The organism is Roseovarius sp. (assembly GCF_965228755.1).
GTDB lineage: Bacteria > Pseudomonadota > Alphaproteobacteria > Rhodobacterales > Rhodobacteraceae > Roseovarius.
This window is the reverse complement of record NZ_CBDDIG010000005.1, coordinates 1,555,822-1,569,318: the sequence shown is the minus strand read 5'-3', so window position 1 is coordinate 1,569,318 and position 13,497 is coordinate 1,555,822. Positions and strand designations below refer to the sequence as shown.

General features: G+C 67.4%; 15 protein-coding genes and 1 tRNA gene. 8 read left to right on the top strand and 8 right to left on the bottom strand.

Annotated features, from left to right (window positions below; all coding sequences use genetic code 11):
• Nucleotides 1-29 precede the first annotated feature (29 nt).
• Nucleotides 30-353, bottom strand: coding sequence for a HesB/IscA family protein (locus ACO07J_RS11295; RefSeq protein WP_064258676.1), 324 nt, complete (start codon nucleotides 351-353; stop codon nucleotides 30-32).
• An 81-nt stretch (nucleotides 354-434) separates the two neighbouring features.
• Between ACO07J_RS11295 and ACO07J_RS11290 the strand changes: the two genes are divergently transcribed.
• The 8 genes from ACO07J_RS11290 to ACO07J_RS11255 all read left to right on the top strand — a co-directional run bounded on the left by ACO07J_RS11290 (nucleotide 435) and on the right by ACO07J_RS11255 (nucleotide 8,391).
• The gene (locus tag ACO07J_RS11290) at nucleotides 435-1,601 is read left to right on the top strand and encodes a deoxyguanosinetriphosphate triphosphohydrolase (protein WP_422028908.1); all 1,167 of its coding nucleotides are present in this window, start codon (nucleotides 435-437) and stop codon (nucleotides 1,599-1,601) included.
• Nucleotides 1,602-1,674: 73 nt separating this feature from the next.
• Nucleotides 1,675-3,420 carry an arginine--tRNA ligase gene (gene argS / locus ACO07J_RS11285; RefSeq protein WP_422028907.1) on the top strand — a complete coding sequence of 582 codons (1,746 nt, stop codon included), beginning with the start codon at nucleotides 1,675-1,677 and terminating at the stop codon, nucleotides 3,418-3,420.
• Between the two features lie 95 nt (nucleotides 3,421-3,515).
• Nucleotides 3,516-4,454, top strand: a complete 939-nt coding sequence (locus ACO07J_RS11280; protein WP_422028906.1) for an SPOR domain-containing protein — start codon at nucleotides 3,516-3,518, stop codon at nucleotides 4,452-4,454.
• Nucleotides 4,430-5,461, top strand: coding sequence for a beta-N-acetylhexosaminidase (nagZ, locus tag ACO07J_RS11275; RefSeq protein WP_422028905.1), 1,032 nt, complete (start codon nucleotides 4,430-4,432; stop codon nucleotides 5,459-5,461). Before ACO07J_RS11280 ends, nagZ begins: the two co-directional genes overlap by 25 nt.
• Complete coding sequence (locus ACO07J_RS11270) at nucleotides 5,451-6,242, top strand: ScpA family protein (RefSeq protein WP_350159255.1); 792 nt, start codon at nucleotides 5,451-5,453, stop codon at nucleotides 6,240-6,242. Before nagZ ends, ACO07J_RS11270 begins: the two co-directional genes overlap by 11 nt.
• 141 nt (nucleotides 6,243-6,383) lie before the next feature.
• On the top strand, nucleotides 6,384-6,992 hold the full coding sequence (gene scpB / locus ACO07J_RS11265) for an SMC-Scp complex subunit ScpB (RefSeq protein ID WP_422029765.1): 609 nt from the start codon (nucleotides 6,384-6,386) through the stop codon (nucleotides 6,990-6,992).
• Nucleotides 6,993-7,082: 90 nt separating this feature from the next.
• Nucleotides 7,083-7,319: a hypothetical protein gene (locus ACO07J_RS11260; protein ID WP_422028904.1), complete on the top strand. Its 237-nt coding sequence runs from the start codon at nucleotides 7,083-7,085 to the stop codon at nucleotides 7,317-7,319.
• 16 nt (nucleotides 7,320-7,335) lie between these two features.
• The gene (locus ACO07J_RS11255; RefSeq protein ID WP_422028903.1) at nucleotides 7,336-8,391 is read left to right on the top strand and encodes an FAD-dependent oxidoreductase; all 1,056 of its coding nucleotides are present in this window, start codon (nucleotides 7,336-7,338) and stop codon (nucleotides 8,389-8,391) included.
• 6 nt (nucleotides 8,392-8,397) lie between these two features.
• On the opposite strand, the gene ACO07J_RS11250 is transcribed toward ACO07J_RS11255, so the two are convergent.
• The 7 genes from ACO07J_RS11250 to rpmF all read right to left on the bottom strand — a co-directional run bounded on the left by ACO07J_RS11250 (nucleotide 8,398) and on the right by rpmF (nucleotide 13,450).
• The gene (locus tag ACO07J_RS11250) at nucleotides 8,398-9,471 is read right to left on the bottom strand and encodes a 2'-deoxycytidine 5'-triphosphate deaminase (RefSeq protein ID WP_422028902.1); all 1,074 of its coding nucleotides are present in this window, start codon (nucleotides 9,469-9,471) and stop codon (nucleotides 8,398-8,400) included.
• Between the two features lie 79 nt (nucleotides 9,472-9,550).
• Nucleotides 9,551-9,627: transfer RNA gene (locus tag ACO07J_RS11245), tRNA-Pro, on the bottom strand.
• 62 nt (nucleotides 9,628-9,689) lie between these two features.
• Nucleotides 9,690-10,712 carry a MerR family transcriptional regulator gene (locus tag ACO07J_RS11240; RefSeq protein WP_422028901.1) on the bottom strand — a complete coding sequence of 341 codons (1,023 nt, stop codon included), beginning with the start codon at nucleotides 10,710-10,712 and terminating at the stop codon, nucleotides 9,690-9,692.
• Nucleotides 10,713-10,727: 15 nt separating this feature from the next.
• Nucleotides 10,728-11,030: an integration host factor subunit alpha gene (gene ihfA / locus ACO07J_RS11235; protein ID WP_057815998.1), complete on the bottom strand. Its 303-nt coding sequence runs from the start codon at nucleotides 11,028-11,030 to the stop codon at nucleotides 10,728-10,730.
• A 109-nt stretch (nucleotides 11,031-11,139) separates the two neighbouring features.
• Nucleotides 11,140-12,114 carry a beta-ketoacyl-ACP synthase III gene (locus ACO07J_RS11230; protein WP_422028900.1) on the bottom strand — a complete coding sequence of 325 codons (975 nt, stop codon included), beginning with the start codon at nucleotides 12,112-12,114 and terminating at the stop codon, nucleotides 11,140-11,142.
• On the bottom strand, nucleotides 12,111-13,220 hold the full coding sequence (plsX, locus tag ACO07J_RS11225; RefSeq protein WP_422028899.1) for a phosphate acyltransferase PlsX: 1,110 nt from the start codon (nucleotides 13,218-13,220) through the stop codon (nucleotides 12,111-12,113). Before plsX ends, ACO07J_RS11230 begins: the two co-directional genes overlap by 4 nt.
• A gap of 23 nt (nucleotides 13,221-13,243) precedes the next feature.
• Nucleotides 13,244-13,450 carry a 50S ribosomal protein L32 gene (gene rpmF, locus ACO07J_RS11220; RefSeq protein ID WP_057816004.1) on the bottom strand — a complete coding sequence of 69 codons (207 nt, stop codon included), beginning with the start codon at nucleotides 13,448-13,450 and terminating at the stop codon, nucleotides 13,244-13,246.
• Nucleotides 13,451-13,497: the final 47 nt, after the last annotated feature.

Genomic DNA, 13,497 nt, shown 5'->3' with positions numbered 1-13,497 from the left:
GCCTTAAAGGCGCCCTTCAAGTATGTGGATTACATCGCGAAAGATGTGCCGCAGCCGCAGGAGCTGCTGGCGTTGGGGTTCTCGATGGTGAACCGGGCGCCGATGATTTCCTCGGCGAAGTCGATGGTGGCGCCGTTGAGGAAGGGCAGCGAGATGCTGTCGACCACGACCTTCTGGCCCTGACCCTCGAGCACGAGGTCGTCATCTGCGGGCTGATCGAGCTTGATATCGTATTGGAATCCCGAACATCCGCCGCCCTCGACGGCGATGCGCAGGGCCTGCCCCTGATCGCCGGCGCCGATTTCGGCCAGCCGGGCAAAGGCGCGGTCGGTGACTTTCGGTGGCAGTTCCATCTGTCGATAAACCCTCGTGGTTTCCTTGTTCGCTTGGCTGCAATATATGGGCTTGGGGAACAGGCGACAAGGACAGTGGTCATGCAGAAGCGATACGCGGCGGACCCTTTGCGGACGCATGGCCGGCTGGTGGCCGAGGAGGAGAGCGCGTTCCGGTCCTGTTTCCAGCGGGATCGCGACCGGATCATCCATTCCAGCGCCTTTCGGCGGCTGAAGCACAAGACGCAGGTCTTCGTGGAACACGAGGGGGATTATTTCCGGACGAGGCTGACGCATTCCATCGAGGTGGCGCAGGTGGCGCGGACGATTTCCGGGGCGCTGGGGCTGAACGAGGAACTGACCGAGGCGGTGGCCTTGGCGCATGACCTTGGGCACACGCCGTTCGGGCATACCGGGGAGGATGCGCTGGACGCGTTGATGGCGCCCTATGGCGGGTTCGACCATAACGCGCAGGCCTTGAGAATCGTGACGGCACTGGAGCGGCATTACGCGGGGTTCGACGGGCTGAACCTGACATGGGAGACGCTGGAGGGGATCGCCAAGCATAACGGGCCGGTGACGGGGGAGCTTCCCTGGGCGCTGGCGGAGTATGACGAGCGGCATGATCTGGAGCTTTACACCCATGCGAGTGCCGAGGCGCAGGTGGCGGCGTTGTCGGATGACATTGCCTATAACAACCACGATTTGCATGACGGGCTCAGGGCGAAGCTGTTCAGCGAGGCGGATATTCGCGGGCTGCCGATCGTGGGCGACTGTTATGACGAGGTCGACCGGGTGTATCCGGGGCTGGATGATTACCGGCGGCGGCACGAGGCGCTGCGGCGGGTGTTCGGGGTGATGGTGGCCGACGTGATCGAGACCTCGCGGGCGGTGCTGGAGGAGGCGGACCCGGAGAGCGTGGAGGCGGTCAGGCATCTGGGGCGGCCGGCGATCGCGTTCTCGGACGATGTCTGGCGGCACATGAAGGAGATCAAGGCGTTCCTGTTCCGGCACATGTACCGGGCGCCCTCGGTCGTGGAGATGCGCAAGCGGGTGACGGCCGTGGTCGAGGAGCTGTTTCCGTTCTACATGGGCAAGCCCGAATTCCTGCCGAAGCGCTGGCAGGAGGACGTGGCGCGGGCCGATAGCGAGACCGCGCTGGCGCGGCTGGTTTGCGACTATATCGCCGGGATGACCGACCGCTTCGCGCTGGAAAGCCATGCGCGGCTGCTGGGCGGGCCGGGGGGTGCGGGCGAGCGGCGCGGGTGACGCACGGTCAGGCCGATTGACGCCAAGGATGGCGGTGGTAAACCGGCGCCAACGCTGGAAGGACGAAACGGATATGAACCTCTTCACCGACATCAGGGCCCTTGTTCTGGACACGCTTCAGGCGATGCAGGAGGCGGGCGAGCTTCCGCAGGGGCTGGACACCGCCAACGTGACGGTCGAGCCGCCGCGCGACGCGGCGCATGGCGACATGGCGACGAACGCGGCGATGGTCCTGGCCAAGCCCGCCGGGATGAAGCCGCGCGATATCGCGGCGTCGCTGGCCGAGCGGTTGTCGGGCGAGGACTGGATCGAGAGCGCCGAGGTGGCGGGGCCGGGGTTTTTGAACCTGCGGCTGTCGCCGTCGGTGTGGCAGGGCGTGATCCACAAGGCGTTGACGGGCGGCGAGGCGTTCGGGCGGTCCGAGATGGGCAAGGGGCAGAAGGTGAATGTCGAGTATGTCTCGGCCAACCCGACGGGGCCCTTGCACGTGGGCCATACCCGGGGCGCGGTCTTCGGCGATGCGCTGGCGAGCCTGCTGGATTACGCGGGCTATGACGTCACGCGGGAGTATTACATCAACGATGGCGGCGCGCAGGTCGATGTGCTGGCGCGGTCGGTCTACCTTCGGTATCTCGAGGCGCACGGGCAGGCCGTGGCCTTCGAGGACGGCACCTATCCGGGCGACTACCTCGTGCCGGTGGGCGAGGCGCTGAAGGCGGAGGTGGGCGATGCCTATGTCGGCCAGCCGGAATCCGTCTGGCTGGAGACGGTGCGGGATTTCTCGACCGAGCGGATGATGGACCTGATCCGCGCCGACCTGAAGGCGCTCGGCGTCGAGATGGACGTGTTCTATTCCGAGAAGTCGCTGTATGGCACGGGCCGGATCGAGGAGGCGCTGAACGCGCTGGAGGAGAAGGGCCTGATCTACGAAGGCGTGCTGGAGCCGCCCAAGGGCAAGGTGCCCGAGGACTGGGAGGCGCGCGAGCAGACGCTGTTCCGGTCGACCGAGCATGGCGACGATGTCGACCGGCCGGTGAAGAAGTCGGACGGAAGCTGGACCTATTTCGCGCCCGATATCGCCTATCATTATGACAAGGTTTCCAGGGGGTTCGACGCGCTTATCGACGTGTTCGGGGCCGATCACGGCGGTTATGTCAAGCGGATGAAGGCGGCGGTGAGCGCGCTGTCGGGCGGGCGGGTTCCGCTGGATATCAAGCTGACGCAGCTGGTGAAGCTCTACAAGAACGGCGAGCCCTTCAAGATGTCGAAGCGGGCGGGCACGTTCGTGACGCTGCGCGACGTGGTCGACCAGGTGGGCTCGGACGTGACGCGGTTCGTGATGCTGACACGGAAGAACGACGCGCCGCTGGATTTCGATTTCGACAAGGTGCTGGAGCAGTCGAAGGAAAACCCGGTTTTCTACGTGCAATATGCCCATGCGCGGGTCTGTTCGGTGCTGCGCAAGGCAGAGGCCGCGGGGATCGACGTGAGCGATGCCACGCTAAGCCAGACGGATATCAGCGGGCTGACCCACGAGGCGGAGCTGGCGGTGGCCAAGAAGCTGGCGGAATGGCCGCGGCTGGTGGAGATCGCCGCGCGCACGCACGAGCCGCACCGGGTGGCGTTCTACCTCTACGACCTGGCGAGCGATCTGCACGCGCTGTGGAACCGGGGCAATGACGAGCCGTCTCTGCGCTTCCTGCAGGAGGACGACCCGGCCACCTCGCAGGCAAAAATCGCCCTCGCGCGGGCCGTAACCGTTGTTATTTCTGCCGGTCTTGGTATTCTCGGCGTAGTTCCGGCAGAGGAGATGCGCTGAGCCGCATCCGAGACATAAAACAGAACCGCCGGGCGCTAGAGGCAGATATCAGAAAGTCCGGCGGCGATGCATCGCCGGAAGTGGCGAGGCGAGACATGTCAGAGATGCAGCAGGGGCACCCGGGCGGTGCCGAGAGGCAGCCCAGATCCATCACCAACATCGTCAATCTGCTTGGGGCAGTCACGTCGCTGGCCCTTGTGGTTGGCATGGGGGTGTGGGGCTACAAGCTGGTGATGCGGGACGTGAGCGGCGTGCCGGTCATTCGCGCGGCCGAGGGGCCGATGCGGGTGGCGCCCGAGGATCCGGGCGGGCGGCAGGCGCTGCACCAGGGGCTGTCGGTGAATGACGTGGCGGCCGAGGGGACGGCGGCGCGGCCGGCCGACCGGCTGATCCTGGCGCCGGAGCCGCTGGATTTGACATTGGAAGATACGCAGCTGGCCCGGCTGGAGGCGCGGGGCGCCACGGCCGAGCCTGTCACGATCGGTGCGGCCGAGCAGGGCGACCAGGGGGCCCAAGAGGAGGGCACGATGCGCTTCGCCTCGGTCGAGGCGCTGGCGGTGTCGCTGGCCGAGGGCGTGGCGCCCTTGCAGGAGCTGCCCGCCGCCGAGCCGGTGGAGGAAGAAGAACTGGAAGAACGCGACAGCCCGCCGGTGGAAGGCGGGATCGGGCGGTCCTTGCGGCCCAAGACGCGGCCGGCGAGCCTTGTGACCTCGCCCGAGGGCGTGGCGCTGGCCTCGGTGGCGAGCGCGTCGGCGCGGGACGTGGACCCGTCGAAGATCCCCGTGGGCACGCGGCTGGCGCAGCTAGGCGCCTTTGCCAGCCACGAGATCGCGGTGCAGGAATGGGACAAGCTGGCCGACCGGTTCGATGAGTATCTCGAGGACAAGGACCGGGTGATCGAGAAGGCGACGAGCGGCGGGCGGACCTTCTACCGGTTGCGGGCCATGGGGTTTGCCGACCTGTCGGACGCGCGGCGGTTCTGTTCGGCGCTGGTGGCGGAACGGGCGGAATGCATCCCGGTGGTCACGCGGTGAGCCGGTTCGGCGCGACGATCCTCGACGCGGACGGGCTGCGGCTGTCGGAAGCGGAGAAAGCGCTGTTTGCCGAGCATGATCCGTTCGGGTTCATCCTGTTTGCGCGGAATATCGAGACGCCGGACCAGGTTTACGGGCTGTGCGAGGAGATGCGCGCGGCGGTGGGGCGCGAGGCGCCGATCCTGATCGACCAGGAAGGCGGGCGGGTGCAGCGGCTGCGCGGGCCCCGCTGGCGCGAATGGCTGCCGCCGCTGGAGCATGTGGAGGCCGCCGGGGAGGCGGCGGAAGAGGCGATGTACCTGCGGTACCGGCTGATCGCGCATGAGCTGCGCGAGGTCGGGGTGGATGGCAATTGCGCGCCGCTGGTGGACGTGGCGCGGGGCGAGACGCATGAGTTTCTGAAGAACCGCTGTTACGGGTTCGATGCCGATACGGTGGCACGGCTGGGCCGGGCGGCGGCGGACGGGATGCTGGCCGGTGGCGTGCTGCCGGTGGTCAAGCATATCCCCGGGCATGGGCTGGCGCTGGTGGACAGCCATCACGAGTTGCCGGTGGCGGATGTGCCGCACGAGGAGCTGGCCGCGGTGGATTTCGCGCCGTTTCGGGCGCTCAGCGACCTGCCGATGGGGATGACGGCGCATGTGGTCTATTCGGCGCTGGACGAATTGCCCGCCACGACCTCGAACATCGTGATGAAATGCATCCGCGAGGAGATCGGGTTCGGCGGGCTGATCATGAGCGACGATATCTCGATGAAGGCGCTGGACGGGTCGTTGACGGAGATCGCCCGCGATACGCTGGCGGCGGGGTGTGACGTGGTCCTGCTTTGCAACGGTACGCTGGACGAGCGCCGGGCGGTGGCCGAGGCCGCGGGGCGGCTGTCGAACAAGGGGCAGGCAAGGGCGGAAAGCGCGCTGGCGGCGCGGCATGAGCCCGACGAGGTTGACATTCCGGCCATGGAGGCAAAGCTTGAGGCGCTGATGAATGGGCGCGTCTATGGCGGATGAGAGTTTCGAGGAGGCCGGACAGGTCGAACGGGTGGCCGACCGCATGGCGGCGGAGGCGCTTATCGTCGACGTGGACGGGTTCGAGGGGCCGCTGGACCTTCTGCTGACGCTGGGGCGGACGCAGAAGGTGGATCTGCGCCAGATTTCCGTTCTGCAACTTGCGCAGCAATACCTGGCCTTCGTCGAGAAGGCCAAGCAGCTTCGGATCGAGCTGGCGGCGGATTACCTTGTCATGGCGGCGTGGCTGGCGTTTCTGAAGTCGCGCCTGCTGCTGCCGCCCGATCCCGAGGACGAGGGGCCATCGGGCGAGGAGCTGGCGGCGCACCTGGCGTTCCAGCTGGAACGCTTGCAGGCGATGCGGGAACGCGCGGCGCAGTTGATGGGGCGTGACCGGCTGGGGCGGGATTTCTTTGCCCGCGGCATTCCCGAGGACGTGACGCGGGTGAAGAAGGTGAATTACACCGCGACGCTTCTGGACCTGATGCAGGGTTACGCGCGCATCCGCACCAAGGACGAGTTCCGGCCCTACGCGATGGACCGCGACGCGCTTTTCACGCTGGAACAGGCGTTGGAGCGGATGCGCGGGCTGATCGGGTTTGCGGGCACGTGGACGGATATCGTGAGCTACCTGCCCGAGGGGTTCACCACCGATCCGGCGCGGCGGCGGTCGGCGACGGCGTCGACCTTCGCCGCCTCGCTTGAGCTGGTGAAGGAGGGCCGGGTGGAGATCCGCCAGTCGGAGCATTTCGCGCCGGTTCAGCTGCGGCGGAAGGATCAGTAGGATGGCGGGGGTCGAAATCTTGAAAAGATTTCGGGTCGATTTCTTTTCAAGAAATCGGCGCCGGGGCGTTGGGGCTAGGTCGTGACGGAAGAGACGGAACACAAGGAACACAAGGAAGAAAGCCTGTTCGCGGCCCCGCCCATGGCCGAGCAGGAGCGGATGTGCGAGGCGATCCTGTTCGCCACGGCCGAGCCCATCACCGTGCGCGAGATGGAGGCGCGGATGCCCCATGGCTGCGACGCGGCCGAGGCGCTGGTGCACCTGCGCAAGCGGTACGAGGGGCGCGGCGTGCATCTTGTGAAGGTGGGCGATGCCTGGGCCATGCGGACGGCGCCCGACCTGGGCTACCTGATGCAGAAGGAAACGGTCGAGACGCGCAAGCTGTCGCGGGCGGCGATCGAGACGCTGGCGATCATCGCCTATCACCAGCCCGTCACCCGCGCCGAGATCGAGGAAATCCGCGGCGTGTCGGTCAGCCGGGGGACGGTGGACCAGCTTCTGGAGATGGAGTGGATCCGGTTCGGGCGGCGCAAGATGACGCCGGGGCGGCCGGTGACCTTCGTGGTGACGCAGACCTTCCTGGATCACTTCGGGCTGGAAAGCGCGCGCGACCTACCGGGGCTGAAGGAGCTGCGGGCCGCCGGCCTTCTGGAGAGCCGCGCGCCGCTGGGCGAGATGCCGACGGCGGGCGAGGGCGAAGACGAGGACGAGCCGGGCGCCAAGGGGCAGGACGAGCTGTTCGACGACTGAGGGCCGGGCCGGGGAAATTTCGCGGGGATGCCCTGAAATCTCCACGTTTTCTTGCTATATATGGATCAGCAGGCAGGAAAGGAGGGCGTCATGAACGCCAACCAGATCATCAATATGGTCGTGCGCATGGTGATGCGGCGCCTTATCCGCTCGGGCGTCGATGCCGGGGTGAACGCCTATGCCAACCGGCGCGATGCCAAGGCGGGCAAGGGTGCGGGGCAGGCCAAGGGTACGGGGCAGGCCAAGGGCCAGGGCCCGGAGACGGCCAAGACCCAGAAGCGCATGCGCCAGGGCATGCGCATGGCGCGGCGCATGGGCCGCTTCTGATCAATCGGTGAACGGGGTGTCGGGCGACATCCTTGTGGTCGGCGCCGGGCCGACCGGGCTGACCGCCGCGCTGGAACTGGCGCGGCTGGGCATGGTGCCGACGGTGATCGACCGGCGCGAAGGCCCGTCGGGCCTGTCGCGGGCGGTGGGGATCATTCCCCCCAGCATGGATATCCTGGCGCCCTCGGGCGCGGCACGGGCCATACGCAAGGAGGCGGTCGTGGTGGGGCAGGCGCAGTTTCATGCCGGGCGGTTCCGCTTTGCCAGCCTGACCCTCGATCACGGGGAGGGGGCGCAGATGCTGGCCCTGCCGCAGGACCGGACGGAGCATCACCTGCGCGTGGCGCTGGAGCGGTATGGCGGGCGGGTGAATTTTGGCCAGGCGCTGGAGGCGTTGACCGAGGGGCCGGATCACGTCGAGGTGCGGATCAATGGCGAGGCGCGCCGGTTCGGTCATGTGATCGGGGCGGATGGTGTCGGCAGCCGGGTGCGGGCGGCGATGGGCGTGGGGTTCGAGGGCTATGACCTGCCCGAGACTTGGTCGATCGCGGATGTGGAAGCGCCGGGCTGGCGCGAGCCGGAGAATTTCCAGGGGTTTTTCGGGCGGCAGGGGAGGACGGTGATCGTCATCCCGCTGGCCGCGACGCGGTTCCGGTTGATTTCCAACACGCCGGATGCGCTGGCCACCCTGCCGGTGCCGATGGAGGTGGAGCGGTTGTACCGGGCGGGGACGTTCCGGATCTCGGTGCGGCAGGTGACGGCCTATGCGACGGCGCGGGTGTTCCTGGCGGGGGATGCGGCGCATTGCCATTCGCCGGTGGGGGGGCGGGGCATGAACCTCGGGATCGCCGATGCGGGTGACCTGGCGGCGCGGTTCGCGTCGGGCGGGCTGGCGGGGTATCACGCCGCGCGGCACGCCGAGGGGCGGCGGGTGATCGAATTGAGCGAGCGGGCGCGCAAGGCGCTGATGCAGGGCGGGGCCCTGCGGCGGGGGATGTTCTACGGGCTGATGGCGGTGATGATGGCGCTGCCGATCCAGCGGCGGCTGGCGGGGCAGGTTCTGGACGTCTGACGGGCGTCAGGCGCGGAAGTGTTTCGAGAGCTTGAGGCCCTGGCCCTGGTAGTTGGAGGCGATGCCGGCGCCGTAGAGCTGGTCTGGCACCTGGTCCATCTTCTCGTAGACCAGCCGGCCGACGACTTGGCCGTGTTCGAGGACGAAGGGCGCCTCGTGACAGCGGACTTCGAGCACACCGCGGGAGCCTGCGCCGCCGGCGGCGTCATGGCCGAAGCCGGGGTCGAAGAAGCCCGCGTAGTGGACGCGGAATTCGCCCACCATGGCGAGGTAGGGCGCCATTTCGGCGGCATAGGCGGGGGGGATGTGGACCGCTTCGCGGCTGACGAGGATGTAGAAGGCGCCCGGATCGAGGATGATGCGGCCGGTGTCGGTGTGGACCTCCTCCCAGTATTCGGAGGGGTCGTAATGGCCGATCCGGTCGAGGTCGATCACGCCGGTATGGGGCTTGGCGCGGTAGCCTACGAGGGTGCCCTGGCCGGGTTCGAGGTCGACCGAGAAGCCGAGCCCGTCGGAGATGACCGCCTCGCCATCCACCAGCGGCGCCTCGGCGTGGAGTGCTGTCAGGGCGGCGTCGTCGAGCGCGGCCTGCCCGTCGCGGAAGCGGATCTGGTTGAGGCGCATGCCGGGGCGGACGAGGACGGAGAAGGAGCGCGGGCAGATCTCGGCATAGAGCGGGCCGGTGTAGCCCGGCGCGATGCGGTCGAATTCCTCGCCCTGGTCGGTGATGGTGCGGGTCAGCAGGTCGAGCCGGCCGGTGGAGGACTTGGCGTTGGCGACGGCGGTGACGTCGGAGGGCAGGTCGAGCATCTCCATCAGCGGGACGACGTAGACGCAGCCCTTTTCCAGCACCGCGCCGTTCGTCAGGTCGATGCGGTGCATCTCCAGCTCCTCCAGCCGCTCGGCCACGGTGCGCCCGGCGCCGGAGAGGAAGGAGGCCCGCACGCGGTAGGCGGTGCGCCCGAGGCGGAGGTCGAGGCTGGCGGGCTGGACCTGTTCGGGAAGAATGGCGGTGGGGGCCGAGATGCGCCCGTCGGCGATCATTGCCCTGAGTTGCTGGCTGGCGAGAACACCTGTCATCCTGCGGCTCCGTTGCGGCCGGGCGGCCCGTACACGGCGCGGGGCGCCTGGTGGTGCGGTTCTGCGGGGAGGGTGTTCATGGTCGGGCTAGCAGGATTCGAACCTGCGACCTCCCGTCCCCCAGACGGACGCGCTACCAGCCTGCGCTATAGCCCGACGATTGGGGTTACATACTGGATTTGCGCACGGGGACAAGGGGCAAATTCGAATTTTCCGGCTCAAGTTTCATCCGTTTCGTCCAGGTGCTTGCGGAGCCGCGCGACGATGGGTCGGATCGCCCGGTTGACCCGGCCGGGGAACGGCCTGGGCACCTGGGCCAGCAGGGACATGGGGCCGGTGGCGACGTGATCGTCGTCGGCGGGGTCGTCGGGGACATCGACGCCGAGAGAGACGCGCGGGGTTCCTGGGGCGAGCGGCTCGGGCGTGTCGGCGGGCGGTTCGGCGCCGGCCTCGTCCAGCGGCGAGCCGATGTCGGCGGCCGGCGGGCGGCTGAGGAAGGCGGGGAGTTTCGTTTTCACCGGCGGTTCGGGGGCCGGTTCGGGGGCGGGGGCCGGTTCCGGTTCGGGCCCCTCATCCGGGTCGAAGGCGGTTTGCGGGTCGAAGGCATCGTCGGGCCCGGGGGCTGGGCCGGTTTCCTGCGGCCAGTCGCCGAATGCGTCGTCGGGGGCGGCCTCTGCCGTCTCGGTGGTCTCGGCCTCTTCCGGCCAGGGGTCTTCGACGGCGGGGGCCGGGGGCTCCTCGGCCGCGCGGTCCGGCTCGGGCCTGGAGGGCACCGAGTGGGTCAGGGTGAAGTTGCGTTGCGGCGGGGCAGGCTCGGGCGCCGGTTCCGGTGCCGGCTCCGGCTCGTCCGGGGTGGCGGACGGCTCGGGCGCGGGATCGCCGGCGCGGGGGCGGAAATCGAGCACCTGTGCCGGTTCCGGCGTATCGGGGCCGGGCATATGGGGGTAGGCCGTATCCTCTTCCCCCGCCAGTGGCTGGGACAGGGCGGAGACGTGCTTGATACCGTTCTCGCGCAGCAGTTTCTGGACGCCCTTGATGGTCATCCCGTCATCATGCAGCAGCTTCTTGATCCCGCCGAGAAGGCGCATGTCCTGGGGCCGGTAATAGCGCCGGCCGCCGGCGCGCTTGACCGGCTTGACATGGGTGAACTTGCTCTCCCAGAACCGCAGCACGTGTGCCGGCGTGTCCAGCCACTCGGCCACCTCGCTGATCGTGCGAAAGGCATCTGCGGATTTTGCCATCGCGGCGGGCCTTCGTTATTTCCGGTTGCCGGCGGCGACGCGGTCTTTCATCAGGTGTGATGGCCGAAAAGTCAGCACGCGGCGGGGGTTGATCGGCACTTCTTCACCGGTTTTCGGGTTGCGGCCCACGCGGGCCGATTTTTCGCGCACCGAGAAGGTGCCGAAAGAGGAAATCTTGACCTGTTCGCCGCGCACCAGCGCGTCGGAGATATGATCCAGCACGCTTTCCACCAGCGTTGCCGAGTCGTTCCTGGACAGGCCAACCTCGCGGAACACGGCCTCGCTCAAATCCATCCTGGTCAACGTCTTGTCGCTCATCTCATCCCCTCGCTCTTTCCAAGACTTTAGGGCGGAAGGATTTTCCGAGTCAATGTCAATGACTTGGCGGAAGGAGTTTACGCGCGGTTTCAGGCCAATGAAGCGAGGTTTACCAGCGCAGGACGACCGCGCCCCAGGCCAGCCCGCCGCCGATCGCCTCCGACACCAGCAGGTCGCCGCGCTTGATCTTGCCCTGGGCCACGCCCTCGGACAGGGCCAGCGGGATCGAGGCGGCCGAGGTGTTGCCGTGCTCCTGCACGGTGATGATCACCCGGTCGAGCGGCACGCCCATCTTCTTGGCGGTGCCGGCGATGATGCGGATATTGGCCTGGTGGGGGACGATCCAGTCGATGTCGTCATGGCCGAGCCCGGCGCTTTGCAGGGCGGTTTCGGCGGTCGAGGTCAGCTTTTCCACGGCCTGCCGGAAGAGGGGGTTGCCCTGCATCCGCAGCTTGCCGGAGGTGCCGGTGGTGGAGACGCCGCCGTCGACATAAAGCATCTCGCGGTAGCGGCCGTCGGAGTTGAGGTCGGAGGCGAGAATGCCGCGGTCGGCCGACGTGCCGTCGCCCTCGGCCGCGCCGAGGACCAGGGCGCCGGCGCCGTCGCCGAACAGCACGCAGGTCGAGCGGTCTTCCCAGTCCATGATCCGGCTGAAGGTCTCGGCCCCGATGATCAGCAGGCGTTTCGCCTGGCCCGAGACGATCAGCGCGTTGGCATTGGCCAGCGCGTAGATGAAGCCCGCGCAGACCGCCTGCACGTCGAAGCCGAAGCCGCGGGTCATGCCCAGCCGGCTTTGCACCATGGTGGCGACGGAGGGGAAGGTCAGGTCGGGGGTCGAGGTGGCGACGAGCACGCCGTCGATGTCGTCGATGCTCACGCCCGCGTTTTCCAGCGCCGCGGTCGCCGCGTTGACGGCGAGGTCGGAGGTGGTTTCGCCCTCGGCCGCGAAATGCCGCCGCTCGATCCCCGAGCGGGTGCGGATCCATTCATCGGAGGTGTCGAGGAACTCTTCGAACCACGTGTTGGGGACGATCCGTTCCGGCAGGTAGTGGCCGACGCCTTCTACAACGGCGCGTATTGTCATGCAGGGTCACCGCTGGCTTTCGAGTCTTCGGTCGCGTCATCCTGATCAAGCATGGAGGCAGATGCAACCCGCGCGGCGAGTTTTTCGGTGAACCCGGTCTGGGCGAGCTGGAAGGCCAGCTTGACGGCAGACGAGACCCCCATCGCATCGGCCGCGCCGTGGGATTTCACCACCGTGCCGTTCAGGCCCAGGAACACGCCGCCATTGGCGCGGCGCGGGTCGATCCGCTTCTTGAGACGTTGGAGCGAGGTATAGGCGAGGATCGAGGCGAAGCGCGACAGCGGGGTATAGCGGAACGCCTCCTTCAGCAGGTCGGAGACCAGCTTGGCCACGCCTTCGCCTGTCTTGAGCGCGATATTGCCGGTGAAGCCGTCGGTGACGATCACGTCGCAGAGCGTGCCGGGCAGGTCGCGGCCCTCGACGAATCCGACGAACTCGAAATCGGCCTTGCGGGCGTTGGCGGAAATGAGGTCATGCGCCTCGCGCAGCTCGGCCCGGCCCTTGTGTTCCTCGGTGCCGACGTTCAGCAGGCCGACGCGCGGGCGTTTCAGGCCGAAACCGTTGCGGGCGTAGGAGGTGCCCATCAGCGCGTATTGCATCAGGTCCTTGGCATCGGCCCGGATATCGGCGCCGCCGTCGAGCATGATGTTGAAACCCTGCGGGTTGCGCGAGGGCCAGAGCACGGCGATGGCGGGGCGGTAGATGCTGGGCAGCTTGCGCAGGCGGACGACCGACATCAGCATCAGCGCGCCGGTATTGCCGCAGGAGACGCAGACCGTGGCCTCGCCCTTGCGCACCGATTCCAGCGCCGACCACATCGACGTTTCCTTGCCGTGGCGGATCACCTGGCTGGGCTTTTCGTCCATCGAGACGACATCGGGCGCATCGCGGATCTCGCACCGGCCCTCGAGGTTCTTGCGCTTGGCGACAAGCGGTTCGAGGATGTCCGTGCGGCCATGCAGGATGAAGCCGATCTCGTCGTTCTTCTTGGCCGAACGCGAAATGCCGGCAACCACGGTTGCCGGCCCCAGATCGCCACCCATCGCGTCGACGGAAATGATCGTGCGTTTCGGGCGTGCCCTGGTCTGATCCGAGTCTGCGGTCATCAGGACGCGCGCCCCCGACTGATTCAGGCTGCGTCGTCGTCCAGATCGACCTCGTCAACCATCGCCACGACTTCGCGGTCGGCATAGTGACCGCAAGCCGCGCAGACGTGGTGCGGGCGCTTGAGTTCGCCGCAGTTCGGGCACTCGTTCGGGTTCGCCGCGGTCAGCGAGTCGTGGGCGCGACGATTGTTGCGGCGCGATTTCGATACTTTGTTCTGTTGGACGGCCATGTCGCAACCTCAGTTTTCTGTGGGTCCTTGGAAAGACCCGTGTGTCA